This window comes from Afipia birgiae 34632, assembly GCF_000308295.2.
Classification (GTDB): domain Bacteria; phylum Pseudomonadota; class Alphaproteobacteria; order Rhizobiales; family Xanthobacteraceae; genus Afipia; species Afipia birgiae.
Genome location: NZ_HG326652.1, coordinates 1,093,653 through 1,114,398, shown reverse-complemented (window position 1 = coordinate 1,114,398; position 20,746 = coordinate 1,093,653). Strand labels below are relative to the sequence as shown.

Annotated in this window: 19 protein-coding genes; 6 read left to right on the top strand and 13 right to left on the bottom strand. The window is 62.3% G+C overall.

The genetic code is table 11. From position 1 onward, the window contains the following. Positions 1 to 189 precede the first annotated feature (189 nt). Positions 190 to 1,038, top strand: coding sequence for a transglutaminase-like cysteine peptidase (locus tag BN32_RS05400; RefSeq protein WP_019197104.1), 849 nt, complete (start codon positions 190 to 192; stop codon positions 1,036 to 1,038). Positions 1,039 to 1,101: 63 nt separating this feature from the next. Here BN32_RS05400 and BN32_RS05395 read toward each other — a convergent pair whose 3' ends face one another. Both BN32_RS05395 and BN32_RS05390 read right to left on the bottom strand, forming a co-directional pair. Beyond that, positions 1,102 to 1,299, bottom strand: coding sequence for a hypothetical protein (locus BN32_RS05395; RefSeq protein WP_019197103.1), 198 nt, complete (start codon positions 1,297 to 1,299; stop codon positions 1,102 to 1,104). Between the two features lie 91 nt (positions 1,300 to 1,390). Beyond that, a complete protein-coding gene (locus BN32_RS05390; RefSeq protein ID WP_019197102.1) occupies positions 1,391 to 2,236 on the bottom strand; it encodes an SDR family NAD(P)-dependent oxidoreductase in 846 nt (281 codons plus the stop codon). Positions 2,237 to 2,448: 212 nt separating this feature from the next. On the opposite strand from BN32_RS05390, the gene BN32_RS27565 reads away from it, so the two are divergent. Then, the gene (locus tag BN32_RS27565) at positions 2,449 to 2,658 is read left to right on the top strand and encodes a hypothetical protein (RefSeq protein WP_019197101.1); all 210 of its coding nucleotides are present in this window, start codon (positions 2,449 to 2,451) and stop codon (positions 2,656 to 2,658) included. 32 nt (positions 2,659 to 2,690) lie between these two features. Here the strand turns inward: BN32_RS27565 and BN32_RS05380 are convergent, their stop codons facing one another. Next, a complete protein-coding gene (locus tag BN32_RS05380) occupies positions 2,691 to 3,395 on the bottom strand; it encodes a ribonuclease activity regulator RraA (RefSeq protein WP_019197100.1) in 705 nt (234 codons plus the stop codon). A gap of 173 nt (positions 3,396 to 3,568) precedes the next feature. On the opposite strand from BN32_RS05380, the gene pxpB reads away from it, so the two are divergent. From pxpB to BN32_RS05365, 3 genes are read left to right on the top strand one after another with little or no spacing between them, the layout of a single operon-like run. Continuing rightward, positions 3,569 to 4,291, top strand: coding sequence for a 5-oxoprolinase subunit PxpB (pxpB, locus tag BN32_RS05375; protein ID WP_019197099.1), 723 nt, complete (start codon positions 3,569 to 3,571; stop codon positions 4,289 to 4,291). Continuing rightward, complete coding sequence (locus BN32_RS05370; protein ID WP_019197098.1) at positions 4,288 to 5,307, top strand: 5-oxoprolinase subunit C family protein; 1,020 nt, start codon at positions 4,288 to 4,290, stop codon at positions 5,305 to 5,307. The genes pxpB and BN32_RS05370 overlap by 4 nt, the downstream gene beginning before the upstream one ends. A 17-nt stretch (positions 5,308 to 5,324) precedes the next feature. Beyond that, a complete protein-coding gene (locus tag BN32_RS05365; protein ID WP_019197097.1) occupies positions 5,325 to 6,089 on the top strand; it encodes a LamB/YcsF family protein in 765 nt (254 codons plus the stop codon). Between the two features lie 96 nt (positions 6,090 to 6,185). Here the strand turns inward: BN32_RS05365 and BN32_RS05360 are convergent, their stop codons facing one another. The 10 genes from BN32_RS05360 to BN32_RS05320 form a co-directional block, all read right to left on the bottom strand. Then, complete coding sequence (locus BN32_RS05360; protein ID WP_019197096.1) at positions 6,186 to 8,891, bottom strand: nitrate reductase; 2,706 nt, start codon at positions 8,889 to 8,891, stop codon at positions 6,186 to 6,188. 142 nt (positions 8,892 to 9,033) lie between these two features. Next, positions 9,034 to 9,192 (bottom strand): hypothetical protein, encoded by a 159-nt coding sequence (locus tag BN32_RS27220; RefSeq protein ID WP_019197095.1) that lies wholly within the window; start codon positions 9,190 to 9,192, stop codon positions 9,034 to 9,036. Between the two features lie 183 nt (positions 9,193 to 9,375). Beyond that, positions 9,376 to 10,989, bottom strand: coding sequence for a sulfite reductase subunit alpha (locus BN32_RS05355; RefSeq protein ID WP_019197094.1), 1,614 nt, complete (start codon positions 10,987 to 10,989; stop codon positions 9,376 to 9,378). Further along, positions 10,986 to 12,743 carry a NirA family protein gene (locus BN32_RS05350; RefSeq protein ID WP_019197093.1) on the bottom strand — a complete coding sequence of 586 codons (1,758 nt, stop codon included), beginning with the start codon at positions 12,741 to 12,743 and terminating at the stop codon, positions 10,986 to 10,988. Before BN32_RS05350 ends, BN32_RS05355 begins: the two co-directional genes overlap by 4 nt. 3 nt (positions 12,744 to 12,746) lie before the next feature. After that, positions 12,747 to 13,961, bottom strand: a complete 1,215-nt coding sequence (locus BN32_RS05345) for an NAD(P)/FAD-dependent oxidoreductase (protein WP_082773419.1) — start codon at positions 13,959 to 13,961, stop codon at positions 12,747 to 12,749. A 22-nt stretch (positions 13,962 to 13,983) separates the two neighbouring features. Then, complete coding sequence (locus BN32_RS05340) at positions 13,984 to 14,775, bottom strand: ABC transporter ATP-binding protein (RefSeq protein ID WP_019197091.1); 792 nt, start codon at positions 14,773 to 14,775, stop codon at positions 13,984 to 13,986. A gap of 12 nt (positions 14,776 to 14,787) precedes the next feature. Further along, positions 14,788 to 15,690: a nitrate ABC transporter permease gene (ntrB, locus tag BN32_RS05335; RefSeq protein ID WP_019197090.1), complete on the bottom strand. Its 903-nt coding sequence runs from the start codon at positions 15,688 to 15,690 to the stop codon at positions 14,788 to 14,790. Positions 15,691 to 15,750: 60 nt separating this feature from the next. Beyond that, the gene (locus tag BN32_RS05330) at positions 15,751 to 17,070 is read right to left on the bottom strand and encodes a CmpA/NrtA family ABC transporter substrate-binding protein (RefSeq protein ID WP_019197089.1); all 1,320 of its coding nucleotides are present in this window, start codon (positions 17,068 to 17,070) and stop codon (positions 15,751 to 15,753) included. A gap of 358 nt (positions 17,071 to 17,428) precedes the next feature. Continuing rightward, entirely contained in the window at positions 17,429 to 18,601 is a 1,173-nt protein-coding gene (locus tag BN32_RS05325) for a CmpA/NrtA family ABC transporter substrate-binding protein (protein ID WP_019197088.1), read from the bottom strand. After that, positions 18,598 to 19,188, bottom strand: a complete 591-nt coding sequence (locus BN32_RS05320; protein ID WP_019197087.1) for an ANTAR domain-containing response regulator — start codon at positions 19,186 to 19,188, stop codon at positions 18,598 to 18,600. Before BN32_RS05320 ends, BN32_RS05325 begins: the two co-directional genes overlap by 4 nt. 114 nt (positions 19,189 to 19,302) lie before the next feature. Here BN32_RS05320 and rimO point away from each other — a divergent pair, with 114 nt between their 5' ends. Beyond that, positions 19,303 to 20,628, top strand: a complete 1,326-nt coding sequence (rimO, locus tag BN32_RS05315) for a 30S ribosomal protein S12 methylthiotransferase RimO (protein ID WP_040426018.1) — start codon at positions 19,303 to 19,305, stop codon at positions 20,626 to 20,628. The last annotated feature ends 118 nt before the right edge of the window (positions 20,629 to 20,746 follow it).

The following is a 20,746-nucleotide window of genomic DNA, read 5'->3' as shown; positions in this document are numbered from 1 at the left end:
TCCGTTAGCCTTGTCTCTACAATTTTAGGCAACGTCGTCAGCATTAGTTCCGCATATTTGAATCCAAATGGCCGATTTGTCCCGTGTTTAAGCCGTCGAAAAGGGGACCCCGCCTACTCCTTGTGACGAAATGATCCGGTCACGAGCACGCATACCTTTGCGAGCCGATGTCCGGACAAGGGGCGTCACATGTCGGCTTTCACTGCAGCGCGCGCAGGCGCGATCGCAATCATCTGTATTTTCAACGTGTTGGGCGCCGAGGCGTATGCGGCAGCATATGCGTTGCGCGAGAACCCGACCGGTGCAGCGGAGACGCCGGCACCCGCTCCCGAGCCGTTTGGCCTTTCAACTTCGGCCCTGACCGACGGTCCCCTGCGCGCCAAATGGCTGGCGGTGGAGCGCGCCATTGCGGCCGAGGCAGATGTTATCGCCGGCTGCGCCAGCGATCCCGGCCACTGCACCTCCCAGCCCGCGCTTCGATTCCGCGACATCGTCACCGTTGCCGCAGCCCGCGAGGGTCTTGCCCGCCTGGGTGAGATCAACCGCGCGATCAATCTCGCCATTCGCCCGGTCAGTGACCAGGCGCAGTATGGTGTCGAGGACCACTGGTCCTCACCGTTGGCCACGCTGGCGGCCGGAGCCGGTGACTGCGAGGACTACGCAATCGCAAAGCTGGTCGCGCTGCGCGCTGCCGGCGTCGCGGCGGAGGATCTTCGCCTCGTTATCATTCGCGAGAACGCGACGGGCGATGACCATGCCGTGGTCGCGGCGCGGTCCGGCGGTCATTGGCGCATGCTGGACAACCGCACATTTCTGATGATCGAGGACAACGGGTTTGGCAAGTATCGGCCGCTGTTCGCAATCGATGCGGAAGGCGCAAAACGCTTTGAACAGCCGATGATTGCGATCGCTGCGAGGCAACCCCGCCCCGCCGCGATCGAGACGCACGATGCCGTCGCCAATGCTGGCGCAACGGCAGTCGGATCGAACACAGCGACTGTTGCGTTCGACGAGTTCTTTATGACGCTGGCGCTGTAAGGCAACGCACAAGGTTCGGCCGGATTGACTCGCGGTCCGATAACTCCACCTGACTTCCATCGCTCAGGTTTTGGCGATGGACTGGATGGTCGCAACGAACAGCAGGGCCGCGACGATGGCGAGCACCCATCCAGGGTTGTCGCACAGGACCGCTCCTTGAACACATACCTGGTCGGCTAATGGCCAGCCACGGTTCCGTGTTGCACCTGCGAGCAGGAAAATACCGCCCGCGCCGGAAATTGCGAGAATGAGCTGACGCATGGATACACTCCTTTCCGCCTCCCATGTTCGGCGCGAAGGAGTGAATCAATGCTTGTCCCGATCGATGAAAGACCGGTTCCCGTGCACAAAATCAGCCGGGCCGCCGAGCCGCCGTCTTGTCGAAAGCTGCCGCGATCGCCGTAAACCGGTTCTCGACCTCGGCACGCATGTCAGCATGCGTGAAGACATAAAGCTCGTTGGCGCGGATCGCAGCGAGCACACGCGCCGCGACCTCCGACGGCTCGAGTCCCGACTGGATAAGTTCGGCAATCTGGGCAACCAGCGCGGCGGTCGGGCTTGCGGAATCGATCGTTTGCGTCGGGCCGTATTGTTCCGGCCGATTGCGTCCGCTGTCGCCGATACGGGTACGGACAAATCCTGGACACAGCACGCTGACACCGATCCCGAATGGCGCCAGTTGCGGTGCAAGCCCTTCCGACATGCCGACCACGGCGAACTTGCTCGCGGTGTAAGGACTGAATCCCAGCCCGCTCTGCATCCCGGCCATCGATGCGGTGTTGACGATGTGGCCGCCTTCGCCATGCGCGCGGATGTGCGGAAGAAATGCCCGGATGCCGTGAACAACACCCATCAGATTGACGTCGAGCACCCATCGCCAACTGTCGAGCGCGATGTCCTTGATGCCGCCACCTGCAGCGACGCCTGCATTGTTGCAAACGATGTGGACGTTTCCGAACGCGTCGAATGATGCCTTGGCGGCGCGTTCGACACTGGCCGGATCGGTTACGTCGCAGTCGATGCCGCGAACATCCGGACCGACGTTGTGCAGGCTCGTGACAGCGGCGGCCAATGCCTCGGTCTCGATATCAGCGAGCATGACTTTCACGCCCGCTTCCGCAAAGGCGCGCCCAAGCGCAAGGCCGATACCACTGGCTCCGCCTGTTACAAATGCCGTCTTGCCGGCAAGCTCCCGCATGTTCCACCCGCGCCCCGTTCAATGCAACCGAGACCATCATGTCACGATCGGGTGAGCGGAAACCAGCGTGATCGCCGCTCCAGTTCACAGTGGTCGCACATGTTCGGGCGGCGTCTTAAAATGGACACGCGCACGCGGCTTAATTTGTTTTTACGCCTTCGCGCCGGTGGAACTTCGGAGCAAGCCGGTGCAATTGTCGAAGGGATTTGCCGATGGCGACACGGATACAACGACTCGCGGAGTTTGACGGCAATGGTGAACCGTCGCCCGATGAGGCGGTTCAGGTTCTTTGTGAAGACAAGAGCGGAACCTATCAGCTGCCATTCGCATGCCGCCGTATCAACGGCGAATGGCGCAACAGCGAATCCGGAAGTCTGGTTGAAGCAATGGTCGTTGGGTGGAGGCGGCCCAGAGGAGCATGATCCGGAACATCATGCTCCCTGATCGCTGACGATTACTTTTTCGTCTTTGATACTGCGTACCGCGCCTTGGTCTCGGCATTCATCGGATAGAGGCCCGGCAGCGCTGCACCGTTGTTGACCTCGTTGACGATCCAGCCCTCCATCGCCTCCTGCTCCGGTCCTTCGGTCAGGATCAGTTCAAGGAAGGCCTGCGGGATCAGCACTGCGCCGTCCTGATCGGCGACAATGACATCATCGGGGAAAACCGCGACGCCGCCGCATCCAATCGGCTCGCCCCAGTTGACGAACGTCAGCCCGGCAACGGACGGAGGTGCAGCCGCGCCATCGCACCACACCGGCAGCCCCGTGCCCAGCACACCCTCGAGATCACGCACCACGCCATCCGTCACCAGCGCAGTGACGCCGCGCTTGGCCATGCGCGCGCAAAGAATATCGCCAAAAATTCCCGCATCGGTAATGCCCATGGCATCGACCACGGCGATGCAGCCAGCAGGCATGGCCTCAATGGCGGTACGGGTCGAAATCGGCTTCGACCATGATTCCGGCGTGGCGAGATCTTCACGTGCCGGGACAAACCGGAGGGTGAATGCCGGACCGACCAGACGCTCCTGCCCCGGACGCAGCGGACGCGACCCGCGCAGCCAGACATTGCGAAGGCCCTTCTTGAGAAGGATGGTCGTGATGGTGGCGGTCGTGATCTTCTTGAGCGTTGCGACGGCTTCGGGCGAGAGCGACATGGGGACTCCGAATGTGGTGCCACGCCTTTTTGCGAAAACAGGGCATGGCGTCAAGGCGACAATCGCCTGAGCGGTAATGCGCGCTTATACGCTGCGATAACACCAACTTATTTGCCATTTGGACGAGAGTGTCGGACAAATGGCGATCAATCCTTCAGATTTCCGGCCCGTCGATGACCGCCACGCCCCGCATCCTCCCGTCCGGAGATACTGCCCTGACGGTCGAGTTCGGGCGTAGCATCGCCCCCGCAATCAACCGGCAGGTTCTCGCGCTTGACCGCAGCGTTGCGAGCGAGGCTGTCACCGGCGTCCTGGAAACGGTTCCGACCTACCGCTCCCTGCTGGTTCATTATGATCCGCTGCTGGTGGGTTACGCTGCATTGTCGGAAAAACTGCTTGCTCTGGCGCAACGGCCTGTACCTCCCGAAACCGGCGTCCGGCGCTGGCGTGTGCCCGTGGTCTATGGCGGCGACTACGGCATCGACCTCGACGATGTCGCGCGCGCGCACAACATCTCCACATCCGACGTGATCGCGAAACACACCGGCAGCGAATATCGCGTGGCGATGATCGGTTTCACGCCCGGTTTCGCCTACCTCAGCGGCCTCGATCCCGCCATAGCGACGCCGCGCCGCGAAAGTCCGAGGACGCAGACGCCGCCCGGCACCATTTCGATCGGTGGAGCGCAGGCCTGCGTGCAATGCCTTGCCGCGCCGAGCGGCTGGCATTTGCTGGGACGCACGCCGGTCCGCACCTTCCATCCGCATCGCGATCCGGTATTCCTGATGGAGCCCGGCGATGCGGTAACTTTCCATGGCATCGCAGCCAACGAATTTGCTGCACTTGATCGCGCCGCCGAACGCGGCGAGACTGTCGCCGAGTTGATCGTGTCATGAGCAAGCTCGTCGTCGTCACAACAGGACCTGCGACGTCGGTTCAGGACGCCGGGCGCTTCGGCGCGCAACGCTACGGCCTCACCACCAGCGGCGCGATGGACCGCCTGTCATTGGCGATGGCAAATTACCTAGCGGGGAATACGCCATTCGCCGCGGCCATCGAGATCGGACCGTTTGGCGCATCGTTCACCGCGCGCAACGGCGCGGTCCGCGTGGCCCTGTCAGGCGCCGCGCGCGTTGCCGACATCGCAGGATCGCCACTGCTGTTGAATGAAACCGCACTGATCGCGGAAGGCGAAACGCTCAAGCTCGGCGCCGCGCGCAATGGAATGTTCAGCTATCTCGCCATCGAGGGTGGCATCGCGGGCGAGCCGGTGTTCGGTAGCCTCTCGGTCAACGCGCGTGCCGATCTCGGCAGTCCTTTCCCGCGGCCGTTGCAGGACGGCGATGTACTGGACGTCGGGACCGCGCAAGTCGCTCCCCACGAGCGCGCGCTGGACACGTTCGATACGCCGCAGACGCCGATCCGCGTCGTCATGGGGCCGCAGGACGATGAGTTCGGCGCGGCGTGCGATGTGTTTCTCAACAGCGAATGGCACATCTCCGCCACCAGCGACCGCATGGGCTATCGGCTTGAAGGTCCCAAGGTCGCACATTCCGGCGGGCACAACATTGTTTCCGACGGCGCGGTTCACGGTAGCATCCAGGTGCCGGGCAACGGCCAGCCCATCGTGCTGATGGCGGATCACGGCACGACCGGCGGCTATCCCAAGATCGCAACCGTGATCAGCGCCGACCTCGGTCGCTTTGCGCAGATGCAGTCCGGCGCAACCATTCGCTTCAAGGCGATCAGCGTCGAGGACGCGCAGACCGAGGCGCGCAATCTCGCCGAGTTCATGCGCGCGCTGCCCGGCCGCATTCACGCCGCTGGCGGATCGAGCCTCAATCTCGTCGAACTGCAGAAAGCCAATGTCGCAGGCGTTGCAGTAAATGCTATCGACACCGGCGAACTCTAATTTCCACGAGGCGTATCATGACCATCGATCTCAACAGCGATCTCGGCGAAGGGTTCGGCGCATGGGAGATGGGCAATGACGACGCGATGCTGGGCCTCGCCAGCAGCGTCAACGTCGCCTGCGGCTTTCACGCGGGCGACTCCGACATCATGCTGAAGACCGCGAAGCTCGCGAAGGAACGCGGCGTCAGCATCGGCGCGCATCCCGGTTACCGCGACCTGCACGGGTTCGGACGGCGGCCGGTCCCGGGACTGAAATCGTCCGAGATCGAAACCATGGTCGCCTACCAGATCGGCGCGCTGCAGGCGGTCGCCGCGCTGGCCGGTTACAAGGTGACCCACGTCAAGGCGCATGGTGCGCTCTCGAATGTCGGATGCGTCGACGACATGACGGCGCGCGCCATCGCCGCCGCGATCAAGGCTGTCGATCCGAACCTGTATTTCGTCGTGCTGCCCAACACCGCACTTGTTCGCGCCGGCGAAGCAGCCGGGCTAAAACTGATCTATGAGGTATTCGCCGACCGCGCCTATGAGGACGATGCGCAACTGATGGCGCGGAGCAAGCCCGGATCAGTGCTTCATGATGCCGATCAGATCGCGCAGCGCGTGGTGCGTATGGTGCAGGACAACGCCATCACCGCCGTATCGGGCAAAGCCATTCCCGTGAAGATTGACACTGTCTGCATCCATGGCGACACGCCGGGCGCAGTGGACATCGCCCGCAGGGTGCGCTCGGAGCTGGAACGCAACGGCATCACGATCGCGCCGTTCAGCAAGCGGTAGATCTCCACCCGTCATTGCGAGCGAAGCGAAGCAATCCAGCGCCGCAAGAAAGAACTGGATTGCTTCGTCGCAAGTGCTCCTCGCAATGACGGATTATCAGCTCGCGGCGCTAGCTTCCATCGGCTGCTGTACGTCGGTTTGCGCGATCAGCCGCTTCAATTCCGGAATGCACGAGCCGCAATTGGTGCCCGCCCTGAGCTTCGTGCCGATCTCGGCGGCGGTGCGTAAGCCTTCCGCGATCGCGCCGCAAATCGCATTACGTCCGATGCCAAAACAGGCACACACCACGGGACCATCGCTCGCGACGCCATCCGTGGATTTGCCCGACAACAGCAGGCGACGTTGCTCGTCACTTATCACCTCCGCTGCGAACGTCGCCTTGACCGCATCCCAGTTGGGTGCGGCCTCCGCCGGACCAATGAACAAGCAGGCTTCAAGCTTGTCGCCGTCGAACTGAGCCGCACGGTAGACGCCGTGGGCGGTGTCTTCATATTCGGCGACGTGGCCCGCTTCCCCTTGCCGCGAAAGATACGTCTTCCATGATGCCGCATCGCGATTGCTGGCAAGCAGATAGCCATATCCGCCGGTGACGGCGACGCGCGACCACCACACGCTTTTGGGAAATGCCATCGGTTTGCGCGACAGCACGAAACCACGCTGAGCGAACGTCACCGCCTGGATGGCGACAGGCGTCGCCTTGTTCTCCGGCTGGCCCGAGAACGGATCGGTGAACGGCGCGACCAGTGCCCCTACCCGCCCCGACGCAGAATTCTCCTCGCTCCAGTGGATCGGCGCGAACAGCATGCCGCGCTGCTGTCGCTCGCTGACGACAACTTTCAGAATGCACTGGCCGAGATCGGTCGCGAGCCGCGCGAACCCGCCATTCACGATATCGGCCTGCGCCGCATCGACCGGATGAATCTCGACATAAGGCTCAGGCAGATGCTGACCGAGACGCGGGCTCAGGCCCGTACGCGTCATCGTGTGCCACTGGTCGCGGATACGCCCGGTGTTCAGGCGCAACGGCCGCGCTTCCGAGGTCGCACCACGCAACAACGGCACGTCCGGCGCGATGAAGTGTCCTCTGCGGTCGGACGTATAATATTTGCCTTCGGAGAAAAATCGCGGCTGCGATTCAGCCGAACCGTCGGGCATTGGCCACATGACCGGCGGCATCGCATCGAAGTCGTCATCGTCAATTGATGCGAGCGCCCCGATATCGAAGTCGCGACTCCCGCTGTTCTCGAATGCGGACAGCGCAGCGTGTTCGCGGAAAATGTCCGTGGCGGAATTGTAGGCGAATGCCGATCCATAACCGAGACGCTTCGCCACCTCGCTGATGATCCACCAGTCCGGCTTCGCTTGCCCTGGCGGCGGCAGGAATGCGCGCTGGCGTGAAATCCGCCGCTCGGAGTTCGTCACGGTGCCGGACTTTTCGCCCCATGCATGCGCGGGCAGCAGCACGTGTGCGCCGGAATTGATGCTGTCGTTGGACTGCACGTTCTCCGAGATCACCAGCAAATCGAGCTTGCGCATCGCCGCACGAACAGCGTCCGCGTTCGGCAGCGATACGGCGGGATTGGTGCCCATCACCCACAGCGCCTTGATTTCCCCACGCCCGATCGCCTGGAACATCTGAACAGCCTTGAGGCCCTCATGAGTGGCGATGTGCGGCGCTTTCCAGAACCGGCGCACGCGGTCGATATCGGGCGGCGTGAAACCCATATGCGCCGCGAGCTGGTTGGAGAGGCCGCCGACCTCACGTCCGCCCATGGCGTTCGGCTGGCCTGTCAATGAGAACGGCGAAGCGCCCGGCTTTCCGATGCGGCCGGTGGCGAGATGGCAGTTGATGATCGCGTTGACCTTGTCGGTGCCCTGCGCCGACTGATTGACGCCCTGTGAGTACAGCGTCACCACGCGCGGCGTTTTCGCGAACATCTGGAAGAACGTCGCGACGTCGGTTTCGGAGAGATGTGTCGCCAGAGCGGTCGCGGTCACGCTGCCTGCGATGCTGCGCGCCTTTGCCAATCCCTCCTCAAAGCCCGACGTGTACTCATCGATGTACGCGTGATCGAGCGCACCGTTGTCCGCCAAATACATCAGCAGTCCGCTGAACAGCGCCGTGTCCGTACCGGGCCTGAGTCCGAGAAACAGATCGGCGTCGCCGGAGGTCTCGGTCTGGCGCGGATCGATCACAACAATGCGTGCACCGCGCTTCTGCTTGTTGGCGATCATCCGCTGGAACAGGATCGGATGACACCAGGCTGCGTTCGACCCGACCAGCACCAGCAAGTCAGCCTGGTCGAGATCCTCGTAACAGCCCGGCACCGTGTCGGAGCCGAACGCGCGGCGATGGCCTGCGACCGAGGACGACATGCAGAGCCGCGAGTTGGTATCGACATTCGCCGTGCCGATGAATCCCTTCATCAGCTTGTTGGCGACGTAATAGTCCTCTGTCAGCAACTGGCCCGACAGATAGAAGCCGACCGAACCCGGCCCGTGCTTGGCGATGATGTGCTGAAGCCGGTTGGCGACGTGATCGAGCGCGTCGGACCAGTCCACCTGCTCGAACTTGCCGTTCGAGCAGCGGATCATCGGATCGAGTAATCGCTCGCCCAGGCCCAGCGTTTCACCGAGCGCCGAACCCTTGGAGCATAGCCTGCCGAAATTCGCCGGATGCTCCGGGTCGCCGGCAATCGTTGCGCCGCCCTTGCTGTCAGGCGTGGCGATCACGCCACAGCCGACGCCGCAATAGGGACACGTGGTTTTTGTGGGAGCGAGTGACGGATCGAGGGTTGTCATGCGGTAGCCCGCACGACACGTTGCAATTTGTCATTGCGAGGAGCGCAGCGACGAAGCAATCCAGCTCTTCTTTGCCGCTCTGGATTGCTTCGCCTCGCTCGCAATGACGTGAGGAAACAATCCGACGCTAATTCAACCTTCCTTAGAACGGATGATACGACAGCGTGCCAAACACGATGGCTGCGATCAGCGCAAACGCGCCGTAGACGGCGAGCGTGTGCATGCGATCTTCCGCCTGAGCGGAGGTCGCCCGGATGTCCGTCCTGATTTGGGCTTCGATCCCTGACACAATATCGCGCATCGCCGATCTCCAATCGATCACGTGAGGCGATAATGAATTGCTTTGTCAGTGAGTTACAAGGCGACCCGGAAAAAGACGATAAAGTTGCCCCCACCTGTGCCGGGAGAGAGAAAATTGCTCCCGCTGCAGCCTGCGGAGAACGAACTATCTCCGGCAAAACCGGCGATTTGCACGCGCCCGCCATCAATAGACGTCCTGCTGATAGCGGCCCTTTTTCTTCAGGTCCGCCACAAACGCGATCGCTTCGTCGGTGGAGCGCGCGCCGAACTGGGCCGTGATGTCGACCAGCGCGCGCTCGACGTCCTTCGCCATCCGCTTGGCGTCGCCACAGACATAGACATGCGCGCCATCCGCCAGCCAGTTCCACAGTTCGCGACCGACCTCGCGCATGCGATCCTGCACGTAGAACTTCTCTGCGCCGTCACGCGACCACGCCAGCGACAGCCGCGTCAGCAGACCGGACGCCTTCATCGCGTTCAGCTCATCGGAATAGAAGAAATCGTATTCGCTGCGCTGGTGGCCGAAGAACAGCCAGTTGCGGCCTGGAGCGTTGGTGGCCTGGCGGTCGTGCAGGAACGCGCGGAACGGCGCGATGCCAGTACCCGGGCCGATCATGATGACCGGCGTGTTCGGGTCCTGCGGCAGGCCGAACCCATGAGCCTTCTGCACATAGACGCCAAGCTGTTCGCCGGGATTGATCCGTTCCGCGAGGAACGTCGATGCAAGGCCGAGCCGCTTGCGCTTGCCGATCACGTAACACACCGCATCGACGGTGAGTGAAAGCCTGCCCGGAGTCGCATTGTTCGACGACGAGATCGAGTACAGGCGCGGCTGCAACGGCTCGAGCGCCTCAACAAACGCTTCCGGATGCGGTCGCACGCCCGCGAATTTCTGCAAGGCCGCCAGCACGTCAAGGTTGGCGGCGTCGCCATCCGGATCGTCACCGGACGCAAGCGCCCGCGCCTTCTCGCGCTGCGCACCGCCGGTCACGAACGAGATCAGTTCGAACAGCATATCCGGTGCAGGAGACAGCGAGACGTCGTTGAGCAGCACCTCGCGCAGCGTCTTTCCGTTGACTTCGGTTGTGTGCGACGCGCCGAGCATGGCGATGATCTGGTCGACAAGTCCAAGTTCATTGGCCGCGAACACGCCGAAGGAATCGCCGACGACATAATCGAGCCCCGCCTGCGCGAGATCGAACTCGATATGCCAGGTCTCCTTCTCCGAGCCGGGCTTGTTGATCTGACGGCGCGACAGGAACGAAGCCTTCACCGGATTGTCGCGCGAACGGCCCGGCTCCGCTGCCGGAACTGCGGCAACGGGCGTTACGGCAGGTGCCGCTGCAGGCAACGATACCGCAGGCGCCTTCTCAAGATCCTCATAAAGGGACTTGAGCATCCGCGCGGTTTCCTTGCCGCCGGGAACGCAGAGATTGAGCCGTGCTTCCGCCTTGCTGGCGATCACCTCCGAATAATCGTGGCAGTTATACCCGCACTGGCCGCAGTCCTGCTGCGCCATCGCCGCCATCATCTTGCGGCGAATCGGGCGGCCCTCCGCAAGCTTCATCCGTTCCGCGATCGGCATGGTCTGGTCGTGCCAGGGCGCTTCGCCATCATCGCCGTCGCCAACAGCGCCCTTCATGACCGCAGCGCCCTGCTCCGCCGACAGCGGCGTCACGGCACTGTCGAGCGACACGAGACCGGCAAAGAAGCCGTTCAGCCACGAGCGCTGCTCCTGTGAAAACGGCGCTGTTTCGGGGATGATTTCAAAATTCGGTGTTGGAGAAAGCTGGTTCATCTCACCAACTCCATTTCAGTCATACGCTTAAGGTCTTCAATCTCGGTTCGTTTGGCGAAGGCGATGAACGTCTCATCCTCTGATGTGCGATGATTGACATAGGCTTTCAGCACACGCTCGACGGTGCGCGGCGCGTCCTCGGCCTTCACATTCTGGAACAGTTCGCGGCCCATCGTCGCGTCGGTGCCGAACCCGCCGCCGACCAGCAGATGATAGCCATCGACGGTGTCGCCATCATCGTTGACCGGAATGCGCGCGCCGATCAGGCCGATGTCGCCGATATAGTGCTGCGCACAGGAATGATGGCAGCCGGTCAGATGAATGTTGACCGGCGTTTCAAGCGGCACGCGCTCGTCGCACCATGCGGCAATCTCGTCGGCGTTCTCCTTGGTGTGAGCAGCGGCGAAACGGCAACCGGTCTTGCCTGTGCAGGCAATCAGGCCAGCACGAAGGGCCGACGTGGTGATTGACAGGCCCAATGCCTCAATAGCGGCGGCGACGGTCGCGACGTTCGCATCGGCCACACCGGAGATCAGCAGGTTCTGCCAGACCGTAAGGCGGATGTCGCCATCGCCGAAATCGGCCGCGAGCTTTGCGAGCCCGCGGATCTGCTCGGGCGACAAGCGTCCAAGTTTCAGCGCAACGCCGATCCAGTTCAGGCCGGCCTGCTTCTGCGGATGGACGCCGATATGCGCGAAACGGTCATAGGCCGGACGTGGTGCAATGGCTTCAGCGGGAACACGCGCCAGCTTGCGGCCCAGCTTCTCCTCCACAGCCGTGAGGAACTTGCCGAAGCCCCACGAGTCGAGCACGTACTTCAGCCGCGCCTTGTTGCGATTGGTCCGGTCGCCGTTCTCGATGAAGACGCGCACGATCCTGTCGGCGACCTCGGTCGCCTCCTGCGGCTTCAGAATAACGCCGGTGTCCCGGGCAAAATCCTTGTGGCCGGTGATGCCGCCCAGCGCCAGCCGGAAGTAGATCCCCGGCTCAACCCCAAAGCCATCAAGCACCTCGACTGCCTGAAAGGCGATGTCGTTGGTCTCTTCCAGAGTTGCGATGCGCCCGGCTCCATCGAACGCGACGTTGAATTTGCGCGGCAGGCCGTAGAGCGAGCGGTCGTTGAGAATGTGGAAATGCCATTCGCGGGCGTAGCGCCGCGTATCGAGAATTTCCTGCGGATCGATGCCTGCGGTTGAGGTGCCAGTGACGTTGCGGATGTTGTCGGCGCCCGAGCCGCGCGAACACAGGCCGAGATCCTGCAATCCCTCGATGATGTTGATCGCGTTCTTCGGTTCGATCTCGCGAAGCTGGAGATTGGCGCGTGTGGTCACATGCGCATAGGGCCCGCCGAAATTCTCCGCGAGGTCTGCAACGCCTGCGAACTGCCAGTGCTTCAGGATGCCGTTCGGAATCCGCAAGCGGCACATGTAGGACGCCTGCCTCGGCGCGACATAGAAAATGCCGTAATAGCGCCAGCGGAAATTATCCTGTGGCTTCGGCGCTTCGTTGTTCTCCGCTTGCCTGACCAGCCGCGAATAGGCGTCGAACGGATGCTCGTCGCGCTTGATCTTCTCCTGATCGTTGAGCTTGCCGCCCGCCGCAACGGTACGGTCCTGCGCCTTGAGGTGAATGGCGTCAGGTCCGACCGGCTCTGACTTCGCCGGAACATTGGTTCGGGCGACGCGCGAGGCAGAGAGTCCCGACACGAATCCTTCGAGATATCGCTTCTGGTCCGGAGAAAAATCGCTGGACATGTCTCATGCGGCCTTCGGTTGTGCGAGCGCGCGGCCGAACATCATGTCGCCGCGGATCGCTTCGATGGACGCCGTTGTCCTGATCAGTTCGAGGTACCAGAGCGCATCCTGCGTATCGCCGACCAGGACCGCTCCCGTGAGGCGGCCGTCGGCCACCACCAGCTTCTTGTAAGTGCCACGCCGTTCGTCATTGAACACAAGCGTATCGGCGCCGGACTCGCCGAGAAAATCGCCGGCCGAAAACACGCTGACGCCGGAGACCTTCAAGTTTGTGGAAACGACGCTGCCGTCGTATTGCGCGGAGCGCCCCGCAAGGTGATCCGCCAGCACCCGCGCCTGTTCGTAGGCTGGCTCCACGAGCCCGTAGCAAGTGCCGCGATGCTCGGCGCATTCACCGAGCGCAAACACATCGGCATAGCCCGTGCGCAACTGATCGTCGACGACGATGCCGCGATTGACCGGCACGCCCGCATCCTTTGCCAGAGCGACATTCGGACGAATGCCTGCGGCGAAGACCACGGCGTCAGCGGCGATGATGCGGCCATCGGACAGCTCAACGCCCTGTGTCGTGTCCTCGCCAAAAATCCGTTTGGTGTTCGCGCCAAGCAGAACCTCGATGCCCTTTGCTTCCACCAGCCGCTTCAGCAACGCCGCGGCCGGCGCATCAAGCTGCCGCTCCATCAGGCGATCCATCAGATGCAGCAGCGTCACCTTCGAGCCGGCCTTGGCAAGACCATAAGCCGCTTCAAGACCGAGCAATCCGCCGCCGACCACCACGACTCGCGCCTTCTCGCGCGCCAGTTTCAGCAGCATGTCAACGTCGCGGCTGTCACGGAACGTGTGAACGCCCGGCAGGTCCGCGCCGGGTACATTCAACCGGATGGCTGATGAACCGGTGGCAATGACGACTTTCGAGAACGGGACGGCTCCGCCGTTCGCGAGATGGATTTTGCGGTCGCTCAGATCGATGGAATTCGCGGCGCAGCCGTAGGTTAGGGTCACGCCCCGGTCGCGCCACCACGCGGACGGTTTCAGTTCGATTTCTTCCGATGTCGCTTCGCCCGCCAGTACTGACGACAACAGCACCCGGTTGTAGGCGAGCCTCGGCTCGTCGCCGATGACGGCGATGGCGTAACGGCCGAGCGCGCGCTTCGCCATTTCGTCGACGAAGCGCGCGGCGGCCATTCCGTTTCCGATAATGACAAGAGGTTCGCTCACGTCACGTCCTCCGATGCCCCGATTAAGCCGCCTCGACGAAACGATGACGTTCATAGAGGAACTCGAGCACACGCTGCCGGCACTTGAGGTAGATCGGGTTGGACACCAGATCGAGCCGCTTGCGCGGATTCGGAAGCGGCACCTCGAGAACCTCTCCGATCCGCGCACTCGGTCCGTTGGTCATCATCACGATGCGGTTGGACAGCAGCACGGCCTCATCGACGTCGTGCGTGATCATCATCACCGTGTTGTTGAGCTTCTGGTGCAGCGCCATTACCGAGTCCTGGAGATGGGCGCGGGTCAGTGCGTCGAGCGCGCCGAACGGCTCATCGAGCAGCAGCACCTTCGGCTCCATCGCCAGCGCGCGGGCGATGCCGACGCGCTGCTTCATGCCGCCGGAGATTTCGGAGGGGCGCTTGTCCTTGGCATGGGTCATCTGCACGAGGTTGAGGTTGTGCAGCACCCATTCGTCGCGCTCGGCCCGGCTCTTGGTCTTGCCGAACACCTTGTCGACGCCGAGACGGACGTTGTCGTAAACCGTCAGCCACGGCAGCAGGCTGTGGTTCTGAAACACCACGGCGCGATCCGGTCCGGGTGAATTTACCTCGCGGCCCTCGAGCAGAACGCCGCCCTGGGTCGCATTGGTCAGCCCGGCGACGATGTTGAGCAAGGTGGACTTGCCGCAGCCGGAGTGGCCGATGATCGAGACGTAATCGCCCTTCTCCACGGTCAGGTTGATGTCCTTGAGGACCTCGCTCTGGGTCGAGCCGCGGGTGAAGACCTTATCGACGTGGTCGATCTTGAGATAAGCCATTGTCATTCTCCCTCAGCTTGCCTGTACGCCGCGCGTTGCGATATTCGCAACGAAGGCGACGATGCGATCGAGAACAAATCCGACGGTGCCGATGTAGGCGAGCGCCACGAAGATGTCGGACAGCCGCGATGAATTCCACGCGTCCCAGATGAAGAATCCGATGCCGACACCGCCGGTGAGCATTTCGGCGGCGACGATGGCGAGCCACGACAGGCCGATGCCGATGCGCAGGCCAGTGAAGATGTAGGGCGCGGCCGACGGGATCATGATCTTCCAGAAGAACTCGAGTTGGTTCAGCCGGACAACGGCGGCGACGTTGCGGTAGTCCTGCGGAATGTTGCGGATACCCACGGCAGTGTTGATGATGATCGGCCAGATCGAGGTGATGAAGATCACGAAGATCGCCGATGGGTTGCTGTCGCGGAACGCAGCCAGCGAAATCGGCAGCCACGCCAGCGGCGGCACGGTCCGCATCACCTGAAAGATCGGATCGAGACCGCGCATCGCCCAGATCGACTGGCCGATGATCGCGCCAACGATGACGCCGACGACGCTTGCAAGACCGAAGCCGACGGCGACACGCTGCAGGGAGGTCAGCACGCGCCATCCGAGTCCGATGTCCTGCGGGCCAGCCACGAAAAACGGATCGACGATCAGATCCTTGGCGTCAGCCCAGATGCGGGATGGCGACGGCAGTGTCGCGCCCGGCTTCATGCAGAGAATCTGCCAGATGCCAAAGATCAGCACGAGCATGATGAACGGTGGAATCACGCGGGCCGCAAGCGCGCGCAAGTTCGGAAGCAGCCTGTCTGTCAGGAAACTGCGGGATGATTTCGGCAGCGAGACGACCGCGGCGCTCGAAGCCGGCGACGGCGCCGGGAGAGTGCTGGTCGTTTTGGCGAGCGGCATGTTCATGAGATTGCCTCGGTTGTGTTAGGTGCGAGGCCGCCCCTGCGTGGGGCGGCCCGCAGGTGCTCAGGCCTCGATACGCTTGATCGACAAACTCTTGAGGTACGCCGACGGATTTTCGGGATCGAAGACCTTGCCGTCGAAGAAGGTTTCCTTGCCGCGCGATGTGCTGGACGGAATGTCGGCTGCGGCAACGCCGAGCGCCTTCGCCGCCGACCGCCAGATGTCCTCGCGGTTGACCTTGTCGACCAGCGCCTTGACGTCCGTCGTCGGCTCGAACTTGCCCCAGCGGATGTCTTCGGTGACGAACCAGGCGTCATGACTCTTGAACGGGTAGGACGCGTGGTCCTGCCAGAACTTCATGAACTGCCTGGTGCCCTTCTCGACGCGGCCATTGCCGTAGTTGATGTCGCCGTTGGCGCGGCCGATGATGTCGGCGACCGGCACGTTGAACCACTGCCGCTTTCCAACGATCTCGGACATCTCTGCGCGGTTCGCGGGCTTGTCGCACCACTGCTGCGCTTCCATCACAGCCATCAGGATGGCCTGCGTCGCCTTTGGATACTTGTCAGCGAACTCGGCGCGGATGCCGAGCGCCTTTTCCGGATGTTTCGACCAGACTTCGCCGGTCGAACATGCCGTAAAACCGATGCCCTGATTGACGAGCTGTTCGTTCCACGGCTCACCGACGCAGAACGCGTCCATGTTGCCGACCTTCATGTTCGCCACCATCTGCGGCGGCGGAACGACAATGGTCGAGACGTCCTTGTCGGGATCGATGCCGCCGGCGGCGAGCCAGTAGCGGATCCACAAGTCATGAGTGCCGCCGGGGAAGGTCATCGCGACCTTCACTTCCTTGCCCTCGGCCTTCTTCTTGGCGAAGGCCTCCTTCAGCGCCGACGAGTCCGCAGTGACTTTCAGATCCTTGTAGTCGTTGGAAACCGAAATGGCCTGCGCATCGAGATTGAGCCGCGCCAGAATGTACATCGGCGTCGGTACGTTGTTCTGCGTCACCTTGCCGGCCGAAATCAGATACGGCATCGGCGTCAGGATATGCGCGCCATCGATGCCGTTCTTCTCGCCGCCGAGCACGAGGTTGTCGCGCGTGGCGCCCCACGACGCCTGCTTGTTGACTTCGACGTCCGGCACACCGTGCTTCGCAAACAATCCCTTCTCTTTCGCGATGACGAGCGCAGAGGCGTCCATCAGCGCGATGTAACCGAAGATCGCCTTGGTCACTTCCGGTCCGGCGGCCTGCGCGAACGCACCGCCGGGGAAGTTCAATCGTGCCGCGGCCAGCAGCGCCGCCGTTCCCGCACCAGCCTTGAGCAGAGCGCGGCGGCTCATCTTGCGGTCCGTCAGTCCCTGTTTGGTGGTCTTGGTCATCGTGTCTGGTGTCCTTTCGGTGCCGTTGTCCCGTTGCCGTTCTCAGTCGCCTTGCGCTCAATCCCCGTCGTCCAAACAAAACGCCGCCCCCGAGGTGAGCGCGGATGCGTGCTCCTCGAGACAGCGGCGGTGCTGCTTGGGTCATCGATGGACCCGCCAGGCCTTCGTCGCGGCCTGCAACTAACTATTCAAGGATCGTGCCAGCCGCGTGCGACGCAGCAAACCCATATTTTCCAGCGGTTTACGGGGATGCCTTCATATCAAGCAGGCCGCCTGAGCGGCCTCTCCAAATGGCAAATGCCCAGTTATTGCGCGGCGCACAACAAATAGGCAATAACCATCGAGTGACGAATGGCGGTCAGGAAAGGCGGTGCTTGATGGCGACCGAGCCGAGATGCGCGGCAATGTCATTGGGGTCAAACGGAGCGCCATCGAACGCTCCGACACCGTCCTTCATATCCTGCAATGGCGATGCGGGCGCTCCAAGCGCCGCGTCATAGAGATCAGGCCGAAACACCTGCTTGGCCCGCTCCAGCGCTTCCGGCGAGTAAGCCGCCTGCCCCCAGCGGACCATCTGCGCGTAGAGCCATGCCGCCTGCACGGGATCGGGCCGGGCCGCCCCTTCGCGTCCGACCAGCAGGTAGCGCTCGCTTTGTCGCATCGTACCGTCCGGGGAAATTTTCAGGCGGCCGTCGAGCGTGCGCCGGATCACCTCCGGGTCGACATCGATCCGGCCGGGCATGGCAAGGATGCCAGCCACCTCGGCCCGGTTGTGCGGGTTCTCGATGAAGGCAGCAGCCTTCCCGTGCGCACGTGTGAGCGTGGCAAGAACGTCCGGATTCTCCAGCGCCCACGGCTCACGAACCGCCAGCACCTTTTCCGCCGCTCGTTCCAGAATGTCCGACACGAAATGCAGGATATGCCCGACGCCCAGATCCACCGCGACCGAGTTCCACGGCGCGCCGACGCAGAAGGCATCGACATGGCCGCTGGCGAGGCTGTCCACCATGTAGGGCGGCGGCAACACCACCAGCCGCACGTCCTCATCGGGATCGACGCCGCCGGCGGCCATCCAGAACCGGAGCTGATAGTTGTGGGTTGAGAACGGGAACGTCATGCCGAAGGTGAGCGGTTCGCCGCCGGCTTTCCGGCGCGCGGCCACCACCCGCGCCAGCGCCTTTGCCGTCACCATCGGATCGGCCGGATCGCCATCCGCCTCGCCCATGATGGCCGCATACAGCGCGGGCGACACCGTGATGGCGTTGCCGTTCAGACCGAGATTAAAGGGCGCAACGATGGGTACCTTGACCTGCGACAGGCCGAGCGTCGATGCGATGGCGACAGGCGCCAGCAGATGGGCTGCATCGAACACGCCGATATTGAGCTTGTCGCGGACGTTCGACCACGACACCTCGCGCACCAATGTCACGTTGAGGCCTTCGGCAGCCGTGAAGCCCTTGTCGACGGCGACGATCAGCGCGGCGGCATCGACCAGCGGGATGAACCCGATCGTGAGCGGTGTACTTGTCATTTCAACAACTCCGCCGCGGTCACGATGGATTGGGCGATTTCGCCGATCTTCTTTTTCTCGCGCATCGCAGTCGAGCGGATCAGCACGTAGGCCTCTTCTTCCGTCAGCCCCTTCGCCTTCATCAGCAGCCCCTTGGCGCGATCGAGAATCTTGCGATCCTCGAGCGCCGATTTGGTGCGATCCAGCTCGTTCTGCAGTTTGGCAAAAGCGTTGAAGCGCGAAATGCAGAGATCGAGGATCGGCTTGATCCGCTCCTTTTTCAGGCCGTCGACGATATAGGCCGAGACACCTGCCTCGACCGACTGCTGGATCGATGCGGCGTCGCTCTGGTCCACGAACATCGCGATCGGCCGCCGCACGGCGCGGCTGACCTGGAACATCTGTTCCAGGATGTCGCGGCTCGGGTTTTCGAGGTCGATCAGGATGACGTCGGGATCAAGCGCATAGATTCGCGCCAGAAGATTGTGCATCTCTGGAATGTGCTCGACGCTGGTAAAGCCCGCGTCCCGCAACCCTTCCTTCAGGATTGCCGCGCGGATCGGGCTTTCGTCGACAATGACGATCTTAAACGACGAATCCGCAGCCATTCACACCCACATTCCGGCAAATCAACCCTAGCACGCGCCAACAACTGGCTTAAAGCCTTGTATTTATGGGTAATCAGGGATAGCTCCTGCGAACTCCCCAACAGGTTGAAGACGATGGAACAGGGCGTCGCCCCAAAAGTCAGTTTTGTGTCGCTAGGATGCCCCAAGGCGTTGGTTGATTCCGAGCGGATCATCACGCGGCTGCGCGCCGAGGGCTACGAGCTGGCGCGCAAGCATGACGGCGCGGATCTGGTGATCGTCAACACCTGCGGGTTCCTCGACAGCGCCAAACAGGAGTCCCTCGGCGCCATCGGCGAAGCCATGGCCGAGAACGGCAAGGTCATTGTCACCGGCTGCATGGGCGCGGAACCCGAGCAGATCGAGAAGGCCTATCCCAATGTGCTCTCGATCACCGGACCACAGCAATATGAGAGCGTGCTCGATGCCGTGCATCGCGCGCTGCCGCCGCTGCACAATCCGCATCTCGATCTGGTGCCGCCGCAAGGCATCAAGCTGACGCCGCGCCACTACGCCTACCTGAAAATTTCCGAAGGCTGCAACAACCGCTGCACCTTCTGCATCATCCCGAAACTGCGCGGCGATCTCGTCTCGCGTCCGGCCAAGGACGTGCTGCTCGAAGCAGAGAAGCTCGTCGCGGCCGGCGTCAAGGAATTGCTGGTGGTGTCGCAGGACACCTCCGCTTATGGCGTCGACATCAAGTACGCGACCAGCCCGTGGAAGGACCGCGAGGTCCGCGCGAAATTCTTCGATCTGTCACGCGAACTCGGCGAACTCGGCGCATGGGTGCGGCTGCAATACGTTTACCCCTACCCGCATGTCGATGAAGTCATCAGCCTGATGACCGAGGGCAAGGTGCTGCCTTATCTCGACATCCCGTTCCAGCATGCATCGCCTGACGTACTGAAGCAGATGCGCCGACCGGCGTCGCAGGACAAGACCCTCGCCCGCATCAAGAAGTGGCGCGAGGAATGTCCGGACCTCACGCTGCGCTCGACTTTCATCGTCGGCTTCCCCGGTGAGACCGATTCCGATTTCCAGTATCTGCTCGACTGGCTCGACGAAGCGCAGATCGATCGTGTCGGCTGCTTCAAGTATGAGCCGGTCGCGGGTGCGACCTCGAACACCATCGAGAACCCTGTGCCGGAAGAGATCAAGACCGCGCGCTGGAACGCATTGATGGCGCGGCAGCAGAAGATTTCCGCGCAGCGGCTGAAGCGCAAAGTCGGCACGCGCCAGCAGGTCATCATCGATGAAGTCGGCCCGACGGTCTCGAAGGGCCGTTCAAAGGCCGACGCGCCGCAGATCGACGGTAATGTCTATGTCTCAAGCCGGCGTCCGTTGAAGGTGGGCGACATCGTCACCGCCAAGATCGACCGCGCCGATCAGTACGACCTGCACGGCACCGTGGCGGGGTTTTAATTTCTATCTGGTTGTCCCGGCCTTCGCCGGGACAACATTGAATCTGTTGCATGCTTCCGTCATTACGAGCGAAGCGAAGCAATCCAGAGTAACACATCGAAAAGCTGGATTGCCTCGT